We start from the raw sequence: 19,330 nt of genomic DNA, 5'->3' as shown, positions 1-19,330 counted from the left end.
AAGTGCCGCCCGCCAACGCAAGGCACCGATTCACGGTGTGGCCTTGCGGCGGGCGCACGCACGCTGCTTCTTCGCAGGCGCGATGCCTTCCGAAGCCCAAGCCCAAACGCCTGCGCCCGCCCTCACCGTGCTGGACTGGGGGCGCACCCCCTATGCCGAGGCACTCGCGCGGCAAGAGGCGCTCCTCGCCCAGCGCATCGCGGGCGAGATCGGCGACACGCTCGTTTTCACCGAGCATGAGCCCGTCTTCACACTCGGACGGCGCAGCGGCGCAGACGCCCACCTCTTGTGGGGCGAGACCGAGCGCGCAAAGAAAGGCATCGCCCTCGCGCAGACCAACCGCGGCGGCGACATCACCTACCACGGCCCGGGCCAGATCGTCGGCTACCCAATCGTCTCCCTCGACGCGCGGCGCGACCTGCACGCCTACCTGCGGCTCATCGAGCAAGTGCTCATCAACACCGTGGGCGCGCTCGGCCTCGCCGCCAGCCGCCGCGGCGGGCTTACCGGCATCTGGATCGGCGAGCGCAAAATCGCCGCCATCGGCGTCGCCGTAAAACGCTGGGTCGCCTACCACGGCTTCGCGCTCAACGTCGCCCCTGACCTCTCGCACTTCGGCGGCATCATCCCCTGTGGCATCTCCCCTGCCCAAGGCAGCGTGACCTCGCTGGCCGCCGAGCTCGGCACCGCCAACACACCCGCACCCGGCGAAGTGCAGCGACTCCTCGCCGCCGAGTTTGGCGCGCTGCTGCCGGAGTTTAACAGCGCGGCCGCGTAAGAAAGCCGCGGGCGGAAAGGTCCGCTACAGCGCCTGCCCGCGCCACGCCCCCCCCTCTCACAACAAACGCTGCGCCGCTTTTTATTTTGCGAAAAACCCGCGCTGCGCCAAACGAGCAGACACGTCGATTTTTACCGACCTTTTCCTGATGACCACGCCCATGCGTAAACCTGCCTGGCTGCGCGCCAAGCTCCCCTCCGGCCCCGGCTACCAAGCCGTGCGCGAACTCGTCGACACGCACAAACTGCACACCGTTTGCCAAAGCGCACAGTGCCCCAACCTCGGCGAATGCTGGTCGCGCGGCACCGCCACCGTCATGATCCTGGGCAACATCTGCACGCGCTCCTGCAACTTCTGCGCGATCCAGACCGGCCGCCCCACCGAGTACGACCTCGGCGAGCCCGCCCGCGTGGCCGATGCCGTCGCCAAGATGGGCCTGCGCCACTGCGTCATCACCTCGGTCGCGCGCGACGAGCTCAAAGACGGCGGCGCCTCCGTCTGGGCCGCCACCATCCGCGCCATCCACTACCGCATGCCGCAAACCGCGATCGAGATCCTCACCCCCGATTGGAAAGGCCGCCTGCACGACCTCGACACCGTCCTCGACGCGGGGCCCGACATTTTTAACCACAACCTGGAAACGGTGGAGCGCCTCCAAAAACCCGTGCGCGTGCAAGCCCGCTACGACCGCTCGCGCTCCGTCCTGCGCCACGCCAAATCGCGCGGCTTCACCACCAAGACCGGCATCATGCTCGGCCTCGGCGAGACGCCCGAGGAAATCGAGAAAACCATCTACGACATCGTCGAAGACGGCACCGACATCCTCACCATCGGCCAGTACCTGCAACCCACCCCGCAGCACCTCAAAGTCGAGCGCTGGGCACACCCCGACGAGTTTGCACACTGGAAGGAATTTGGGCTGCGCGCCGGCATCGGCGTCGTCGAAAGCGGCGCGATGGTGCGCTCCAGCTACCACGCCGACGAGCAATCCGAGAAGTACACCGGCAAGCACCACCTCAACACCGAGAACACCCTCGCCGAAGCCGTCGCCTGAGCACGCCCTTCGCCGTTCCTGTCGGACTGTACACTCGCGAGCGAAAATCCGTGCTGGCGCGCTCTTCGCAGAGCGGGCGGGGGCTTGAGCCCCGGCGTGCCGCAACCGCAGAAAATACCTACGTATTTACCATTCGGTTTGCGCCAGGGTGCGTTTGGGTTACGCGGTTCGGCTCATGTGGCTGCGTGCGTTTATCGCTCTTGTGCTTTGTGCGCTCTCTTTTGGGGGCGGGGCGGGGGCGTTTGAGGGGCGGGCCGCGCAGCGCAGTTTCGGTGGCAATGATTGCAGTGAGTGCTGCTGCGACGCGCAGGGGGCGGAGGCCCAAGCGTGCGCTCAAGCACATGAGACGCGAGCGGCAACTCCGGCAGACGGGACTGCGCCGGTTGAAGGCGACAAGAGCGGTTGCGCGGCACCTTGTGCGCCCTGCAATGCACCGAGCCCAAGAGGCACCAGCGCCGCGCCTGAGCGCGCGCTCACTGCGCCAGCCCAGCAGCTAGCGGCGCGCCAAAAGGCCGCGCGCAATCACAACGCCCGCGCAGCCGCAGACCTTCCTTTTTATGCGCCGTTTCTGACGGCGATTTCGTCGGACGATGCACACGCCTTTGCGAAGGCGACTGATCCGGCGACTGCGACACGGCCACCTCCGCTGCGGGTGACCCAGTGTCGTTTCTTGATCTGAGCAAACAGGCCCTGCTGCGCCCTGCACGCCATGCGATGCGGGGCTTCGCTTCTGCACGCCCACACGCGCGGCGCATGCCGCCTTTGGTCTGCCGCCCTTCCCGCCACCCTATTTGCCCAATCAAATGAAACCGCTCTTTCCTCTCAGCTCCGCCCTCCTCGCACTTCTTCTCGCGCTCGCTGCGGCTCCCGACGCCTCGGCAGCAGCCAGGCAGATTTACCAGTCACCGATGCATCCGTGGATCACCTCCGACAAGCCGGGACGCTGCACGATTTGCGGGATGCCGCTCGTACGCGTCACGATTGATGAAGATGGCGAAGGGGCCGAGTCGACCACCCACTCCGACGAGGGCGGACGTGCCGCCCCCTCCCGCGCCGAGCACCACGCTCCCAAAAGTGCTCCAACGACCATTACGCTAAGCGCCGCGCAGCACAGCGTCAGCGGCATCCAGACCGCGCCCGTCACGCGCGGCACGCTGACCCGCAGGCTCCGCGTAAACGGCACGATCAACGACGACGAAACCCGCCACCGAATCCTCGCTGCACGCGTCCCGGGTCGCGTAGAGACGCTGCACGTCAACTACGTCGGCGCCGAGGTGCGCGAGGGCGAGCCGCTCGCTGCGCTCTACAGCCCCGAGGTGCTCACTGCGCAGCGCAGCTACCTGGAGCACCTGCTGGCGGGGGAGGCATTTTCCGCCACGGCGCGCGCCGATGCTCGCGAGCGACTCCTCGCGCTCGGGCTCACCGAGGGCGAGATCCGCCAACTGGAAACCACGCGCCAGCCGAGTGCGATCCACACGGTGCGCGCGCCCATGTCGGGCACTGTCGTCGCGCGCGCCGCCTACGAGGGCCAGTACGTCACGATAAATGATCCGCTCTTCGAGATCTGCGATTTTTCGCAGATGTGGTTTATCTTCGACCTCTACGAGCCGGACTTGGCCTGGGTCAGGGTCGGCCAGGAGGTCGAAGTCGAGCTGCCCTCGCGACCGGGGAAACGCCTGGTCGCGCCGATCCGCTTCATCGATCCCAGCCTCAACCCCGTCACGCGCACGGCGCGCGCCCGAGTCGTACTCGACAACCCCGAGCGCCAACTCCTGCGAGGGCAAACGGCCACCGCGACGGTGCGCGCCAGCTACGCAGAGCGGCTCCTCGTGCCGCGCTCGGCTGTGCTCCAGCACAGCGGGCAAGCGGTCGTTTTTGTCGAAGAAGGCACGAGCCGCTACACGCCGCGCGCGGTGACGCTCGGGCGGATTGGCAGCCAGCAAGTCGAGGTGCTCAGCGGGCTTGAACTGGGCGAGCGCGTCGTCGTCGAGGGCGGGCTTATCCTCGATGGCCAAGCCCAGCTCGCCCAAATCAAAGTCGCGCCAGAAACACACGCGCGGGGCGCGGATCACGCTCACGAACATGAGCATCACGCGAAACCGCACGCTCACCCGTCACTGACGCACCGCGCGCAAAACGGGCAAGCCGCCGCCGCCCCACACGCTGAGCTACTCACCGCCGCGCTCGTGGCAGCCGATGCCGCGCGCGCCCTCGCCGATGACGATCTCGGCGCCTACCAACGGCTGCTCCCTGCGCTGCGCGAGGCGAGCCGCGCTTACCTCGCCGCGCATCCTGATGAGTCGCTGGCCGCGCTCGCCGATGCGCTACTGCCCGGGGCCGACCTCAAGCAAGCGCGCGCAGCCTTTGAGCCCTTTAGCACGGCACTCGCCGACCTCGCCCGCGCGGCGCATCTGCACCACCGCGAGCCCGGGCTCCACATCTTCCAGTGTCCCATGACGCCCGTCCTCGGCACGGGCCGCTGGCTCTCGCGAAGCAGCGAACTGCGAAACCCCTTCTTCGGCGAAATGATGCTCGAATGCGGCGTGGAGCTCCACTGAGCCCTACCCGCTTCCCCACCGCGCAATCCGCTCCGCCTCCGCTTCCCGTCCGCGCGCACACGCGAACTCCGCCACAAGGCCACACACACGCTCGCTCGCACCACTTCCCCCCGACCCGCCCGCCATGATTGACCGCCTCATCCACTGGTCGCTGCACAACCGCTTCGTCGTCGTCGCCGCCTTTCTCGCGCTCTGCGCGTGGGGCATCGTCGCCCTCCAGCGCGTGCCGATCGACGCGCTCCCCGACCTCTCCGAAAACCAGGTCATCGTCTACGCCGACTGGCCCGGGCGCTCACCGCAAGAAGTCGAAGACCAGATCACGTACCCTCTCAGCGTCTCGCTCCAAGGGCTGGCGGGCGTGAAGAGCGTGCGCGCGAGCTCCATGTTCGGGTTCTCGTTTCTGACCGTGATTTTCGAGGATGCGGTGGACAGCTACTTCGCCCGCACGCGCGTCCTTGAGCGGCTCAATTCGCTGGGCGAGATGCTGCCATCCGGCGTCGTCGCCCGACTCGGGCCCGATGCCACCGGGCTCGGCTGGGTTTACCAATACTACCTGCACGATGAGTCCGGCGCCCAAGACCTCGGCGCGCTGCGCAGCCTGCAAGACACCTATGTGCGCTACGAGCTGGCGAGTGTCCCGGGTGTGGCCGAGGTCGCGTCGATCGGCGGCTTCGTGCGCCAGTGGCAAGTCGAGGTTTCCTCGCTCAAGCTCCAGCAATACGACCTCACGCTCGGCGAAATCATGGACGCCGTAGCAGCGGCCAACCTCAACGTCGGCGGGCGCACGATTGAGGAAAACGCCGCCGAATACATCGTGCGCGGCGTCGGCCTGATCGAGCGTGCCGAGGACCTGGAGCAGGTCGCGCTCGCGGCGCGCGGCGGCACACCGCTGCGGCTCAGCGATGTCGCCCGCGTTTCAATCGGCGGCGACTTCCGGCGCGGTACGCTCGACGTGGACGGGCGCGAAGTCGTGGGCGGCATCGTCGTCATGCGCTACGGCGGAAATGCGCACCGCGTCATCCAGGACGTAAAGGCGCGGCTGGCCGCACTCGCGCCGGGGCTGCCCCCGGGCATCAGCATCGTCGCCAGCTACGACCGCAGCGGCTTGATCGACCGCGCCATCAACACGCTCAAACACGCGCTCACCGAGGAGGTGATCCTCGTGACGCTCGCGCACATCCTGTTCCTGTTTCACTTCCGCAGCATCCTGATCGTCACGCTGCCGCTGCCCGCCTCGATCCTCATTTCGTTTATCCTGATGGACCGGCTCGGCATCCCTTCGCACATCATGTCGCTAACGGGGATCGCGATCTCTATCGGCGTGCTTGTCGATGCGGGGATCGTGATGACCGAAAACGTCATCCGCCACTGCGAGCAAGCGACTGCCACGCGCGGGCGCGCGCTGCGCCCTGCCGAGATTTTCGAGCTCACGCTCGCCGCCTCGAAGCAAGTCGGCCGCCCGATGGTCTTCTCGATGCTGGTAATCATCCTCGCCTTCGTGCCGGTGTTTCTGCTGAGCGGGCAGGAGGGGAAGCTCTTTCACCCGCTCGCCTACACGAAGACCTTTGCCCTCGTCGGCGCGGTGCTGCTGGCGGTGACCGCCGTGCCCGTGTTTTGCACGCTGCTGGTGCGCGGGCCCTTCACGCCCGAAAGCGAAAACTGGCTGATGCGCGCGCTGCTGCGGCTCTACGATCCGCTCCTCAATGCCGCGCTGCGCTGGCGAAAAACCGTGCTGGCCGCTGCGGCAGCGCTGCTCGCGTTTTCCTGCCTCGTCGCCTTCGGGCTGCCCGCCGGACTGCGCGCACGGCTGCCCGAGCCGCTCGCACAGCGCACGCAAGGATTTGGCAGCGAGTTCATGCCGCCACTCGAAGAAGGTGCACTGCTCTTCATGCCCGTGCTCTTGCCCGCAACCTCGCTCACGGAGGTGAAGCGCATCATGGCCTGGCAAGACCGCGTGATGAGCGAGCACCCGGCGGTCGCCTCTGTCGCCGGAAAGCTGGGCCGCGCCGAGACCGCCACCGACCCCGCACCGGTCGAGATGATCGAGACCACGATCTTGCTGAGGCCACAGCGCGAGTGGCCCGCGGGCACGACCAAGGACTCGATCATCGCCGATCTCAGTGCACGCCTCATGCAGGTACCCGGCTACGTGCCCGGCTTTCTCCAGCCGATTGAAAACCGGATCCTCATGACGAGTACCGGCATCCGCGCCCAGCTCGGCGTAAAGCTCTTCGGACAGGATCTCGACGCGCTTCAGGAAAAGGCCTTCGAGATCGAGCGCATCATCTCGGGCATCGACGGGGCGGTCGGCGTCGCGCCCTCGCGAGTGCAGGGCAAGCCCTACCTAGAAATCGCCGCGCGCCGCGAAGCGCTCGCGCGCTACGGGCTGTCGCTGCGCCAGCTTTACGAGCTCGTCGAGGCGGGCATCGGTGGTCGCGTGGTCTCGACCACGCTTAAAGGGCGCGAGCGCTGGCCCATACAGGTGCGCCTCGAACACGCCGACCGCAGCGACATCGACCAGCTCGGCGAGCTCGCGCTCAACACGCCCTCCGGAGCGAAGGTGCGGCTGGCCCAGGTGGCCGACATCCGCCGCACCGTGGGGCCCAACGAAATCGCCAGCGAAAACGGCCGCCTGCGCGTCTTCGTGCAGGCCAACGTCGCAGGGCGCGACCTAGGCTCCTTCGTTGACGAAGTGAAGGCGCGGCTCGCCAGCGAGCTCACGCTCGGCCCCGGGCAGACGCTCGAATACTCCGGCCAATACGAAAACCAGCTCCGCGCACGGCGCACGCTCGCGCTGATTTTCCCCGCGGTGATCGGGATCATCTTTGTCCTGCTCGTCATGACGTTTAAGTCTGCGAGCGAAGCCGCGCACGTGCTGCTCGCCGTGCCCTTCGCGTTGACGGGTGGCGTCCTCCTCCAGGCGCTGCTCGGCTACCCCTTCAGCGTCGCGGTGTGGGTCGGCTACATCGCGCTCTTCGGCACCGCCATCCAGACTGGCGTCATCATGGTGGTGTACCTGGAGGAAGCACTCGCCAAACGTCGCGCCGAGGTCGCCGCGCGCGGTGCCACGTTTACACGCAGCGACCTGCTCGCGGCCATCAAGGAAGGCGCGCGGCTGCGGCTGCGGCCCAAGGTGATGACCGTCGCCACCACGATTGCCTCGCTCACACCGTTGTTCTGGCTCGACCGCAGCGGCGTCGAGGTCATGCGCCCGCTCGCGGCTCCCGTGGTCGGCGGCATGCTCTCCTCGCTGCTCCACATCCTCATCGTCACGCCCGTCATCTTTGCCTGGCTCCAGGAGCGGAAACTGAAAACTAACACCACCACCGCAGCTCATGAGTCCTGACCACACGCCCCCAAACGAAGCGCAACCGCCACGCAACGCAGCTTGCTGCTCAAGCCGCAGCGCCGCGCAACTCGCCACCCGCCATACCGCCGAGCCGCCAGCGAGCGGCCCGCAAGACAAGCGGGCCGAAGGCTCCTCCTCCGTGGCAGCGGCGGCAGCAACTGCGCCCGTGTACATGGGCCTGCCGCACGAGCGCTACCTGCGCCCGCGCTTCTACCTCGCGCTCGCGCTCGCCATCCCCGTTCTTGCGCTATCGATGGGCGAGATGCTCCTGCCGCGCGCCTTTGCCTGGCTGCCTGCTGCGGTGAACGGCTGGCTCCAGCTCGCGCTGACCACCCCCATCTTCTTCTGGTCGGGGGCGCCCTTCATCCGCCGCTGGTGGTACTCCATCCGCGAGCGCGACACCAACATGTTTACGCTCACCGTCACCGGCACGGGCGCGGCCTACCTGTACAGTGTGGCGAGCCTGTTCGCGGCCCCGCTATTCCCCGAAGCGCTGCGCGGCGGTGCGCACGGCACACCGCTGTATTTCGAGGCCACCGCCTTTATTACAACAATCGTCCTGCTCGGCCAGATCATCGAGCAACGCACCCACGCGCGCACCGACGAAGCGATTCGCGCGCTCATGCAGCTCGCCCCAAAAATCGCGCACCGGATCGGCGCAGACGGCCAGGAGGAAGACGTGCCGGTTGAGCAAATCCGCCCGGGCGACCTGCTCCGCGTGCGGCCCGGCGAGCACCTCCCCGTGGATGGCATCCTCGCCTCCGGGCACAACGCCGAGATCGACGAATCCATGCTCACCGGCGAGCCGCTCCCTGTGACGAAAACCGCTGGCAAGCTGCTCAGCGCAGGCACGCTCAACACCACAGGCAGCTTCAGCTACCGCGCCGAGCGCGTAGGCGCAGATACACTCCTCGCCCAAATCGTCCGCCTCGTCGAAGACGCGATTGAGAGCGAGCCACCGATTGCCCGCCTCGCCGACCGCGTCTCCGCGTGGTTCGTGCCCATCGTTTTGGGAATCGCGGTGGTAACTTTTTTCGCGTGGGGCCTCCTCGGCAGCCAACACGCGTGGACTTACGGCCTGCTCAATGCCGTGGCCGTGCTCATCATCGCGTGCCCTTGCGCGCTGGGCCTGGCGACGCCCGTCTCGCTCGTCACCGGCATCGGCCGCGGCGCGCAAGTCGGTGTCCTCGTCAAAGATGCCGCCGCACTCGAAGCCCTTTCGCAGGCGAGCACTCTCGTCATCGATAAAACGGGAACCCTCACCCAAGGCCGCCCTGAAGTCGTCGCAGTCACCCCAGTCGACGGTTTTCGCGGGAAAGGCGACGGAAGTGCCAGCGACACTGCCGCCCAAAAAAGGGACAAAGCCCTGCTCCAGCTCGCCGCCTCGGCGGAAGCTTTTAGCGAACATCCGCTCGCCCGAGCCATCGTCCATGCGGCTGCCGAGCGCGGCCTCCCGCTGCTGCCCGCAAGCGACTTTCTCGCCAGCCCCGGCGCAGGCGTCCGCGCCACAGTCGCAGGCCGCCGAGTCGAAATCGGCCGCGCCAGTGCGAGCGAAAGCGCCGCCTACGCGCAGCAAGCACCGGCTGCGCAGGCAGCGGAAACCGCTGCCGCGTCCCAGACTTTGGTCAGCGTAAAAATCGACGGCCAATTTGCCGGGCTCATCGCACTGGCCGATGCGATCAAGCCGAGCACGCCCGCCGCAATCGCCGCACTCAAACAACAGGGCTTCAAAATCGTGATGGCGACCGGCGACCGGCAGGAAACGGCCGAGGCCGTCGCGCAAAAACTCGGGCCCATCGAAGTCCACGCCGCACTCAGCCCGGCCGACAAGCAAGCCCTCGTCCGCAGCATTCAGGCACGCGGCGAGCGGGTCGCCTTCGCGGGCGACGGGCTCAACGACGCCCCCGCGCTGGCCGCCGCCGATGTCGGCATCGCGATGGGCACCGGCACCGGAGTCGCCATCCACAGTGCGGGCCTCATCCTAGTAAAGGGCGACCTCGCCGCACTCGCCCGCGCGACCACGCTCAGCCGCGCCACCTTGCGCAACATCCGCCAAAATCTCTTCTGGGCCTTTGCCTACAACAGCGCGGGCCTGCCCATCGCCGCCGGACTCCTCTTCCCGCTCAGCGGCTGGCTGCTCAGCCCGATGCTCGCCAGCGTAGCCATGAGCCTTTCCTCCCTCAGCGTCGTCACCAACGCCCTGCGCCTCCGCCGCCTCAGGTTTTAAAGGCGCCTCTGGAAACGCCGGATCGCGCCCTGAGTGCAGGCCCGCTGCGCCGCCCGCAGCAGCCCGCTTAGCCGCAGCAAGCGTAAGCACTCGGGGTGAATCAATGCCAGCAGCCCCTCCACTTTTCGGATCTGCTCTTGCAGATGCGCCAAGGCGTCGGCCTCGCTCTTTACTCCATAGCCTTTCCAGGCAGGCTCGTTGTGAAACAGGCGGTTCCGAAACTCGCGCAGCATGAAGACAAGCCCCCTCACTCGAGTGAGCAGTACGCTCGCCTGACGCGTCGGCCACGGCCCGCGAAATACGATCGACAAGAGCTTTGGCCAGATCAGCCCGCGTCCCAAGAACTCGGCATCCAGCATAAACTGCCAAGTGGAGAACTCGGTTTTCCCAATGACGTCGTTGTGCAACGGCTCCACCCGCCCCCGCCGTTTATGACGGCGGCGTTGATCAATAATGTAGCTGTTCGTCGCCTTGGTAAAATTCGCCCTGATGACCTGCATCGCCTGCGGGGGTGGGTTACCTGAGCCAAACGAACGATACCTCAGCCGGTTGCCCACCCACCAGAACTCACCCAGCTCAGCCATAAGCGCGTGATCAATCGCATTTCTCAATGAGACTTCGACGGCGCTGATCAGAGGGTACAGCGCACCGCATACATGAGCATTCCACAAATACACCCCCATCAATTCGGCATCGTCAGCCGGATGAAACACGACTTCGTAGCTACGAATGCGCTCAACGCTGATGAGCTCGTCAATCAACACCGGTCGGTATTGCAGTGAATGGGACACGTCGACCTGAAGCCAAAGAAACCAGTTGACACAGGCCAGCCGGAAAATACAGGTTCACGACGGTGAGCACTGGGGTTGGTGGCAGCTTCCAATGGACGCGAGTCTACGACCTGCCATGTAAAACCCGCTCACATCACCCCGCCCTTGAGGCGGGGATTTTTTTGCCCAGAGCAAATGAAGCGCAGCCCGCGGAACTCCCGATTTTATCGGATGCAGAAACCCGCTCACCCGGTCAGGTCGGCCTTGGCCGCCTCGAAGAGAAAGTCCGCGAAGTGACGCACCGGCCCGATGGCCGGCGGCCCTTGCGGCCGCAGGAGCTGCAAGTCGCGCTTGATGGAAAATCCCGCCACCGGCAGCACGACCAACGTGCCCACCGTCAACTCGTGCCGCAGTGCCAGCCGCGACAAGAAAGCCAGCCCCGCGCCCGTTTCGACAACGCCCTTGATCGTCTCGCTACTCCAGCTTTCGAGGACGACATTCAGCTTTTTCGGGTTCACGCGCGCACGCTTGAGGGCTCGCTCGACCACCGCTCGCGTGCCCGAGCCCGGCTCGCGCAGCACCCACGGCGCGGCGGCGAGATCGGCCAACCCCAATCGCCGCTTCTGTGCGAGCGGATGCCGCGGCGAAGCGACGACGACGATCTCGTCCTCCCAAAACGGCTGCGCCTTCAACTCGCGCCGCGCGTAGAGCCCCTCCACCAAGCCCAGCTCGACCCGACGCGCACCGAGTGCCGCACCCACCTCCTCCGTGTTTCCCATGCGCAAATCGAGCCGCACCTGCGGGTGCGCCTGCTTGAAACGCCCGAGCCAGCGCGGCAGCAGGTATTGCGCAATCGTCGTCGAAGCCGCGATTTTCAAAGTCCCGCTCAACAACGGTGCATCCGCACGCAGCCTTGCCTCAAGCTCGGCCTCCACGGCCTCGCACTGCACCGCATGCTCGTGGAGGAGCTGCCCGCTCGGCGTGAGGCTCAGCCCCGCCGCCCCACGCACAAACAGCGCCTGCCCGTAGTGCTCTTCGAGCTGCTTGATGTGCTGCGTCACCGCCGGCTGCGAGATGTGCAGCTCGCGCGCCGCACGCGTGAAGTTGAGCACCTCGGCAGCGATTTTGAAAACATGCAAACGATAGTCCGACATCGGCTTTGATCGATTGGGGAAATGTGGAGGAAAGCAGGGCGGTGTTTGACGCAAAAAACAGACCACGCGCGCACTCAGGTAAACACCGCAAGCTCGGCCGCGACCAGTCCCGCAATCCCCAACCAGCCCAACAGTGCACAGGCAAAAGCGCGCAGCCCATTCTCACGCAAATGCGCGAAATCGGTGCCCAGCCCCATCGCCGCCATCGCCATTGCCATGAGGAAAACCGCGCTGTGAAGCAGCAGCCCGTCGACCTGTTCCACAAGCCCGCGAGCCTCTGGCCAAGCGTGCAAGAAAACCGTGTTTGCCAAGCTCACCGCAAAAAAACCGAGCACGAACCAAGGGCGCGGCGCAGCCGGTGCAGAGCTGACTTTCCGCGCGGGCGCTGCGTTTGGTTCACGACTTTTACCCCCACTGGCGCGCCCCCACACCCAGCCCAACACCGCCACAGCCGGAACCAACAGCGCCACGCGACTGAGCTTGGCCACCATCCCCGGCTCCACCGCTCCCGCAAAAGGCGTCACTGCCGCCACCACCTGCGCGACCTCATGCAGCGAAGCCCCGACCAACACGCCATAACGCAACTCCGAGAGCGGCCACCACTGCTGCACCACCGTGTAGCCCAACATCAGCACCGTCCCCAGCAAACTGCACATCGGCACCACCAGGGCTACGTCGCGCTCGCGCGCGCCGACCACCGGCGCCGCTGCCGCTACGGCCGAGCCGCCGCAAATCGAGCTATCCACCGCGATCAACATCGCCAACACGGGGCCCAGTCCCAGCCGCCGCCCCAACCACGAAATCCCAATCAAACCGCACAACACCACCGAAGCGCTAATCGCCAAAATCGCCACGCCCGCCTCCCACACCAACATCAAATCCAGCCGCACACCCAGCAGCACAATCCCCCAGCGCAGCAAGGCCCGGGCCGCCCAGCTCACGCCCGCAACATACGCTTCGGGAACGCGCCACAATACGCGCAGCCCCAACCCCAGCAACAACGCCAAGGCCAGCGCACCCACATGCCGCAGCAGCGGCAGCGACTCACCCCACAACGCCAGCGAAGCAATCAGGGCCACCAAAACCAGCGCGGGCACAAAACGACGAATGCGCGAAATCATCACGCCCCAAGAATACCGCCACGCCTCGCATTTCGGGAAATACCGTTATCTGATCCCCCATAACTTTAAGTTATCGGGAGCACGACCACACCGGCTAACTTTCGGGCTAATCGCCAGTCAAGCTACGGGCGCCCTGAAGGCCCACTGAGTTAGTGGAGCGGGCGGAAAATGCAGCAGGAATTTCTCGGCGAAAAAGGGACGCGGCACCCACGCCTCCAGCGGCCAGACCGAGGCGGGCTGCTGCGGGCTGCCGGCGAGCTCTTCGCGCCACAGCGTGCCCTTGAAATAGTAAACACCCGTGTTTGGCGGCTCCCCTGCGGAAGCCGTGGGTGCACGCGCCAACTTCAGCAGCGGCTGCGCCCAGCCAAGAAACTTCGGCAGCGCAGTCACGGCGCGGCCCGTCACGTAGTCGAATTTCTCGCGCAGCGTTTCCGCACGCTGGGCGCGCCCGATCACGTTTTCCAAGCCCAGCTCGCGCGCGATCTCCTGCACGGCGGCGATTTTTTTACCGACCGAGTCCACGAGCGTGAATCGGCACTGCGGATAACAAATCGCCAGCACCAGCCCCGGGAAGCCGCCGCCCGTTCCCAGGTCTGCGAAGCTCGCGCCCGCGCCCGGCCGCAGGACCTTGGTCAGCGTCAGCGCATGCAGGATGTGGTGCTCCTCGATATGCTCGGCGTCCTTTCGCGAGATCAGGTTTAGCCGCGCATTCCACTGCTGCACGCTCGCGCCCAGGCGCCCCAACTGCCCGACCACGCCGGCCGCCGCCAGCTCGGGGAAAAACTCACGCACCAGCGGCAGCTCCATTGGCAAAGTTTCAGCACGGCTCATCCCGCATAGCCATGCCGGAGCACCGGGGCGAATCAAGGGACTTTGCGGAGGGCGGCGGCTGCGCTGTGCCGTCCATTCTCCCGGGCGTGCATGCACGCCACTTGCGCCATTCGGTATTATCGGCCTCCTCTCCATATCTCACGTACCACACACACGTCACAACGCCTCCGCCCCCAGCCCACTTCGCCTTATGCCCAACGCTCCCATCCCCGTCACCGTCCTCACTGGTTTTCTCGGAGCCGGTAAGACCACGCTGCTCAACCGGATCCTTAACGAGAACCACGGCAAGAAAATCGCCGTCATCGAAAACGAGTTCGGCGAAGTCGGCGTCGACAACCAGCTCGTGATCCAGAGCGACGAAGAGATCTTCGAGATGAACAACGGCTGCATCTGCTGCACCGTGCGCGGCGACTTGATCCGCATCCTCGGCCGCCTCCTCAAACGCAAGGACCGGCTCGACGCCATCCTCATCGAGACCACCGGCATGGCCAACCCCGCCCCCGTTGCACAGACGTTTTTCACCGACGAGGAAATGCGCGAGCACTTCCGCATCGACGCGATCGTCACGGTCGTCGACGCCAAACACATTGAGCAGCACCTCGGCGTGGAAGACGAAGCGCAGAAGCAAGTCGCCTTTGCCGATGTGATCCTTCTCAACAAGGCCGACCTCGTCGCCCCTGCCGAGCTCGACGCGCTGGAGAAACGCATCCGCGGCATCAACGCCGTCGCACGCCTGCACCGCACCCAAAACTGCGAGCTCCCACTCACGCACGTGCTCGACGTGGGCGGCTTCAACCTCAGCCGCGCGACCGAGCTCGACCCGCAGTTCCTCGACATCGAGTACCCCTTCGAAGCGGCCAGCGCCTACACGCTCCCCGCAGGCACTCACGAACTCGTCGTCGGCCATCACCACCACGACGCACACGATCATGAGCACACTCACGGAACCCCACATCACCACGAGGGCGAGGAGCCGCACGCGCATCACGATCACGGCGACCACAGCGAGGGCCACAGCGGGCCGCACCACCACCATCATCACGGAAACGAAAACGAGCTCGACCTGGTCGTTCTGCCCATCCCCGAAATCCCCGCTGCAGGTCAGCGCGCTGCCGGGCACGCCCCCACTGCGGCCGCGATCAAAGTCGCCGTTGCCAGTTTTTCCGATTGGGAGACGCGCCTCAAGGAAGGCGAAGCCGTCCTCCCCGGCACCGCCCTCCAGCGCCTCTGCCTGCACGACGGTCACGGCCACTTCCCGCTAAAAATCGAGCGCAGCGGGCACTACCTCATTTTCGCGCAGCACGGCGAGATCCCCCTGCACATTTACGAAAAACACGCCGACGGCCACCGCGCCGAGCAGCCCATCCGCGCCGATTGGCAGCAGGACTTTCACGCCGCGCACACCCACAGCGATGCTGTCAGCTCGGTCGGCATCAACCACGGCGGCGAGCTCGACCCCAAACGCCTCAACGACTGGATCAGCGAGCTGCTCCGCACCAAGGGCGGCGACATCTACCGGATGAAAGGCGTCCTCTCGGTGAAGGGCTCCAATAAACGCCTCGTCTTCCAGGGCGTGCACATGCTCTTCGACGCCAAGTTTGACCGCGAATGGGCCTCCGGCGAGCCGCGCCAAAACACCCTCGTCTTCATCGGCCGCGACCTCGACCGCGAAGCCCTCACCACCGCCTTCCGCGACTGCCTCGTAACCTAACCGAAATGAAGCCTCCCCAAAAATAAGGGAGCCTTCGCCCCTCCCGCTTCGGCTGCCACCGCCCCACTGCATCCGGTGGTTTTACCCGTTAACTGAAAAAATCGCCCAAGTGGGTAATCGCTTTGCCTTGGCGGCCAGGGCGAACGAAGGAGGGGCGGCAGGGTGGCCGCTTATCAGGCTTCGCCTGCGGCACGGATTTTCTCGATCAGGGTGGTGGTGCTAAAGCCGGGGAGAAAGGGCAGGAAGGAAATCTGGGCGCCGCAGCGTTCGAGCTCGGCGCGTTCCTGCGAGTTGAGCGTCTCCAGAGTGTAGTCGCCCGCCTTGGCGTACACGTCGGGAGCGAGGGCGCGGATTTCCTCGGTCAGCCGTTCGCTGTCAAACACCAGCACGGCATCGACGCACTCCAGCGCGGCGAGCGCGTAGGCGCGCTGCGCTTCGCTGAGGATCGGGCGCGTGGGGCCTTTGAGCGCGCGCACGCTGGCATCGCTATTGATCGCCACAAACAGTGCGTCGCCCAGCCGCCGCGCAGCAGCGAGCGAGTAGAGGTGGCCCGGGTGCAGCAGGTCGAAAACGCCATTGGTCAGGACCGCGCGCTTGCCCGCACGGCGCAGTGCCGCGCGCGCGGCGACCGCCTCGGCGAGGCTCAGGAGCTTTGGGGTTTCGAGCGCGTGGTGCATAGGGCGTGTGGGGATTGATCGCAAAGTGCGGTGTGCTGCGCGAGAGCACCCGCACACCAGGCGGGCGAACAGGCGGTGAGGTCGAGTAGTAGATCGCGGTGTTCCGCCTGCGGCTCTCGGCGCGCGCGGGCGGGCGGTAGCGAGCGGCACGCCATCGTGTGTGCGATGCGCCCGCGCCGCCTTGCGCGAGCTACGCGCTAAAAGAACTTTTTGGCTTTTTCAAAAAAACTCTTCGAGGCCGGTTCGCTGGGTGCGTCGCCGCTGAGCTTGGCAAACTCCTCCAGCACCTTGCGCTGTTCGCCACTGAGCGAGGTCGGCACCTCGACGTGTACGCGCACGAGCTGGTCGCCCTGCCGCCGCCCGCGCAGCGAGGGCATGCCCTTTTCGCGCAGCCGGAAGGTCGTGCCGCTCTGCGTGCCTGCGGGGATTTTCAGCGTGGCCTTGCCGAAGAGCGTCGGCACCTCGATCGAGCCGCCGAGCGTGGCAAGCGTGAACTTGATCGGGATCTCGCAAAACAGGTCGTCGCCGTGCCGTTCGAAGAGCTCGTGCTCGCGCACCGTGAGGACGATGTAGAGGTCGCCTGTCTGGCCGCCTTGCACACCCGCCTCGCCGCTGCCGACGGAGCGCAGCCGCGAGCCGGTATCCACCCCCGCAGGGATGTTGACCTTGAGCTTGGTGGTTTTTTGCACGCGGCCTTCGCCGTGGCACTTGGTGCAGGGTTTTTCGATTTTTTGGCCCGTGCCGCCACAGGTCGGGCAGACTTGGGTAAAGGTGATGATCCCGCCAGAGCGGCGCACCTGGCCCGTACCGCCGCAGGTCGGGCAGGTCACCGTCTTCGACCCGGGCTCGGCCCCGCTGCCGTGACAGTGGTCGCAGGCCACCGCGCGGCGAAAGGAGATCTCCCTCTCCGCGCCGCGCGCAGCTTCTTCGAGGCTGATCTCCAGATCGTAGCGCAGGTCGGCGCCGTCGCGGCCTGCCTGGGCGCGCCCGCCACCGCCGCCGCCAAACATTTCATCAAAGAAACCGCCGCTGCCGCCCATACCGCCCGCCTGGCGGCCAAAGACCTCGCGAAAGATGTCGAAGGGGTCGTGAAAACCGCCGCCGCCCGCACCGCGTGCCCCACCAGCCCCGCCCATACCGCCCTGAAATGCAGCGTGACCGTAGCGGTCGTAGGCGGCGCGTTTATCGGCATCGCTGAGCACATCGTAGGCCTCGGAGACTTTTTTAAACATCTCCTCGGCCTCCTTATTCCCCGGGTTTTTGTCCGGATGGTACTGGACGGCTTTCTTGCGGTACGCCTTCTTCAGCTCGTCCGCCGTCGCAGTTTTGCCGACGCCGAGCAGCGCGTAGTAATCTTCCTTTGCAGCCATACGCGTGTCTTATTTGCCCTCCCCGGAATTGGCGGCAGCCCCGCTCGAAACGACGACCGACGCCGGGCGCAGCAGCCGACCGTTCAGCGAATAGCCGACGCGGATGACCTGGAGCACATCGCCCTCGGCGACCTCCGCGCTCGGCGCTTGCGACAGCGCCTCGTGCTGGTGCGCGTCAAAGGCTTGGCCCGCCGGGTCGATCTCCTTTAGCCCGTGCTGTTCGAGCGCGGCCTTGAGCTGCGTCTGCACCATCGCCACGCCCTCACGCAGTGACTTGACGTCGGCGCCCGGCTGGGCGGCAGCAGCGAGCCCGAGGCCCAGGTTGTCGAGCACGGGCAGCAGGTCTTCGAGCACGCGCGAGGCTGCGTACTGGCGCAGCTCGTCCTTTTCGCGGGCCACGCGCTTGCGGAAATTTTCGTGATCGGCCACGGCGCGCAGGTAGCGGTCTTGCAGCGCAGCGGCTTCGGCCTTGGCCGCTTCGAGCGGGTCCGCGGCAGGCGCCGCGCCTTCGCCCGACTGGGCCTGCGCCTGCTCCGCAGGCGGCGTACCTGCCCCCTCCTCTGCCTTCACGTCGGGGTCGGCTGTAGTCGTAGTGTGGGTCTTTGGCTCGGTGTCTTCAGAATTCGCTCTGCTCATAGTAAGCGGGCATTAGATTCACAGGTTTCCCCATTCTTCAAGGGGGCTTCGCCCCTTTTATTTGGCGCGTCGCCCGCAGGCGACACGTCCGGAATGCGCCCCCTTTATTGGAAGGCGGGCTCCCTCGGGTCGTTCACGCTCGCGCGAGGCAAGCCTTGCGGCGTTTGCGGAGGAGGAAGGCGCTGAGGACCGCGATGCTGAGGACCGCCCCGTAGGTCGCAGGCTCGGGTGCTCCGGAGATTTGCCAGTATTCCCAATTGAAACTTTCCAAGTGGATGGCGTTTCGGTCGTAGCCCTCAAACTCCATCCGCTTGAGCATCTCCTCCAGATTCCAAGTACCCTTCTTCACGAGGAGGAAGTCCCGCCCATACTTCCAGTTCTTAATCGTCAGAAGGCTACCGTAAGAGATATATAAGTCATCTATGTAAAACCAACGTTTGCCGTGATCCCCAGCAGGCCATAGTTGTTCACCGTTCGCTTTACCATCGAAGCCGAAATCAACCACCCCATACCCACTCACTGCCAGCTCCCCAATCGTCTCTTTAATATCAGTCTGCCACTGTCCCAGGAAGCCAATTGAAGAGGCTTTCGCCCGACTCTTGGAGATAAGCGAGACTTTAGATCCATTAGCAATCTGCTCGTTGTACATGACCTGGACCACAGCCCCATCTCTTATATACATATCCTTAGGGATAGCGATGGCTCCACTTTTTTTAAATAATTGAGCAAACACATTCCCTGTGATAGATGTATCGCCAGTGTAGGTGTTGGAGCTCGCGCCGGTTATATCAATATCCCCTCGTGCATTAGCTGCTGCGGAGAGGTCCAGGCCAACGCTCTTATTACCATAGTCAGTTATCGGCGCATGAAAGGCCAAGCAGTGATAAGTCCAGACAGTCGAGTAAACCTTAACCACTCCGGCCGAGGAGGTAACGCTACTCCGAATATCGATACCCGTACCAGTGTTAACAGTAATGCCCCGGCTCCCCACATCCCCACCGGGCCAAGTCACACCTTGAGTGTTACTCCACGCACTCGCGGCAGTCTTTTTCTTTTCATATTTATCCCACTGGGGTTCGGGAAAATTTCGCGCC

At 65.2% G+C, this 19,330-nt stretch carries 14 protein-coding genes; 6 read left to right on the top strand and 8 right to left on the bottom strand.

What is annotated here, in order from left to right; all coding sequences use genetic code 11:
- Positions 1–82 precede the first annotated feature (82 nt).
- From lipB to AXK11_RS08950, 5 genes are all read left to right on the top strand, one after another.
- Positions 83–778, top strand: coding sequence for a lipoyl(octanoyl) transferase LipB (gene lipB, locus AXK11_RS08975; protein ID WP_068631444.1), 696 nt, complete (start codon positions 83–85; stop codon positions 776–778).
- Between the two features lie 160 nt (positions 779–938).
- On the top strand, positions 939–1,832 hold the full coding sequence (gene lipA / locus AXK11_RS08970; RefSeq protein WP_231865823.1) for a lipoyl synthase: 894 nt from the start codon (positions 939–941) through the stop codon (positions 1,830–1,832).
- A gap of 803 nt (positions 1,833–2,635) precedes the next feature.
- The gene (locus AXK11_RS08960; RefSeq protein WP_068631406.1) at positions 2,636–4,390 is read left to right on the top strand and encodes an efflux RND transporter periplasmic adaptor subunit; all 1,755 of its coding nucleotides are present in this window, start codon (positions 2,636–2,638) and stop codon (positions 4,388–4,390) included.
- A gap of 124 nt (positions 4,391–4,514) precedes the next feature.
- Positions 4,515–7,736, top strand: a complete 3,222-nt coding sequence (locus tag AXK11_RS08955; protein WP_068631404.1) for an efflux RND transporter permease subunit — start codon at positions 4,515–4,517, stop codon at positions 7,734–7,736.
- On the top strand, positions 7,726–9,966 hold the full coding sequence (locus AXK11_RS08950; protein WP_068631402.1) for a copper-translocating P-type ATPase: 2,241 nt from the start codon (positions 7,726–7,728) through the stop codon (positions 9,964–9,966). Before AXK11_RS08955 ends, AXK11_RS08950 begins: the two co-directional genes overlap by 11 nt.
- Here the strand turns inward: AXK11_RS08950 and AXK11_RS08945 are convergent.
- From AXK11_RS08945 to rsmG, 4 genes are all read right to left on the bottom strand, one after another.
- On the bottom strand, positions 9,963–10,757 hold the full coding sequence (locus tag AXK11_RS08945; RefSeq protein ID WP_156469299.1) for a CAAX protease: 795 nt from the start codon (positions 10,755–10,757) through the stop codon (positions 9,963–9,965). The genes AXK11_RS08950 and AXK11_RS08945 overlap by 4 nt on opposite strands.
- A 224-nt stretch (positions 10,758–10,981) precedes the next feature.
- Positions 10,982–11,890 carry a LysR family transcriptional regulator gene (locus AXK11_RS08940; RefSeq protein ID WP_068631399.1) on the bottom strand — a complete coding sequence of 303 codons (909 nt, stop codon included), beginning with the start codon at positions 11,888–11,890 and terminating at the stop codon, positions 10,982–10,984.
- A 74-nt stretch (positions 11,891–11,964) separates the two neighbouring features.
- Positions 11,965–13,011, bottom strand: a complete 1,047-nt coding sequence (locus tag AXK11_RS08935) for a YeiH family protein (protein ID WP_068631397.1) — start codon at positions 13,009–13,011, stop codon at positions 11,965–11,967.
- Between the two features lie 117 nt (positions 13,012–13,128).
- A complete protein-coding gene (gene rsmG / locus AXK11_RS08930; protein ID WP_197456868.1) occupies positions 13,129–13,842 on the bottom strand; it encodes a 16S rRNA (guanine(527)-N(7))-methyltransferase RsmG in 714 nt (237 codons plus the stop codon).
- Between the two features lie 190 nt (positions 13,843–14,032).
- Between rsmG and AXK11_RS10310 the strand changes: the two genes are divergently transcribed.
- Positions 14,033–15,553, top strand: coding sequence for a CobW family GTP-binding protein (locus AXK11_RS10310; protein WP_068631395.1), 1,521 nt, complete (start codon positions 14,033–14,035; stop codon positions 15,551–15,553).
- 173 nt (positions 15,554–15,726) lie between these two features.
- On the opposite strand, the gene AXK11_RS08920 is transcribed toward AXK11_RS10310, so the two are convergent.
- The 4 genes from AXK11_RS08920 to AXK11_RS08905 form a co-directional block, all read right to left on the bottom strand.
- Positions 15,727–16,230: an adenylyltransferase/cytidyltransferase family protein gene (locus tag AXK11_RS08920; protein WP_068631394.1), complete on the bottom strand. Its 504-nt coding sequence runs from the start codon at positions 16,228–16,230 to the stop codon at positions 15,727–15,729.
- A gap of 197 nt (positions 16,231–16,427) precedes the next feature.
- Complete coding sequence (gene dnaJ, locus AXK11_RS08915; RefSeq protein ID WP_068631392.1) at positions 16,428–17,600, bottom strand: molecular chaperone DnaJ; 1,173 nt, start codon at positions 17,598–17,600, stop codon at positions 16,428–16,430.
- A gap of 9 nt (positions 17,601–17,609) precedes the next feature.
- Positions 17,610–18,236, bottom strand: a complete 627-nt coding sequence (locus AXK11_RS08910; protein WP_068631390.1) for a nucleotide exchange factor GrpE — start codon at positions 18,234–18,236, stop codon at positions 17,610–17,612.
- Positions 18,237–18,369: 133 nt separating this feature from the next.
- Positions 18,370–19,330 (bottom strand): PEP-CTERM sorting domain-containing protein (locus AXK11_RS08905; protein ID WP_231865822.1); only part of this gene is annotated, 961 nt, incomplete at its 5' end.

The sequence above is a fragment of the Cephaloticoccus primus genome (assembly GCF_001580015.1).
Classification (GTDB): Bacteria; Verrucomicrobiota; Verrucomicrobiia; order Opitutales; family Opitutaceae; genus Cephaloticoccus; species Cephaloticoccus primus.
The sequence above is the reverse complement of the archived record's forward strand: the minus strand, read 5'-3'. Positions and strand labels throughout refer to the sequence as shown.

Coding starts and splice junctions, on each gene's coding strand:
- AXK11_RS08940 (WP_068631399.1), bottom strand. CDS start 11,890: ATGTCGGACTATCGTTTGCATGTTTTCAAAATCGCTGCCGAGGTGCTC.
- AXK11_RS08950 (WP_068631402.1), top strand. CDS start 7,726: ATGAGTCCTGACCACACGCCCCCAAACGAAGCGCAACCGCCACGCAAC.
- AXK11_RS10310 (WP_068631395.1), top strand. CDS start 14,033: ATGCCCAACGCTCCCATCCCCGTCACCGTCCTCACTGGTTTTCTCGGA.
- AXK11_RS08920 (WP_068631394.1), bottom strand. CDS start 16,230: ATGCACCACGCGCTCGAAACCCCAAAGCTCCTGAGCCTCGCCGAGGCG.
- lipA (WP_231865823.1), top strand. CDS start 939: ATGCGTAAACCTGCCTGGCTGCGCGCCAAGCTCCCCTCCGGCCCCGGC.
- AXK11_RS08935 (WP_068631397.1), bottom strand. CDS start 13,011: ATGATTTCGCGCATTCGTCGTTTTGTGCCCGCGCTGGTTTTGGTGGCC.
- AXK11_RS08955 (WP_068631404.1), top strand. CDS start 4,515: ATGATTGACCGCCTCATCCACTGGTCGCTGCACAACCGCTTCGTCGTC.
- rsmG (WP_197456868.1), bottom strand. CDS start 13,842: ATGAGCCGTGCTGAAACTTTGCCAATGGAGCTGCCGCTGGTGCGTGAG.
- AXK11_RS08910 (WP_068631390.1), bottom strand. CDS start 18,236: ATGAGCAGAGCGAATTCTGAAGACACCGAGCCAAAGACCCACACTACG.
- AXK11_RS08960 (WP_068631406.1), top strand. CDS start 2,636: ATGAAACCGCTCTTTCCTCTCAGCTCCGCCCTCCTCGCACTTCTTCTC.
- dnaJ (WP_068631392.1), bottom strand. CDS start 17,600: ATGGCTGCAAAGGAAGATTACTACGCGCTGCTCGGCGTCGGCAAAACT.
- lipB (WP_068631444.1), top strand. CDS start 83: ATGCCTTCCGAAGCCCAAGCCCAAACGCCTGCGCCCGCCCTCACCGTG.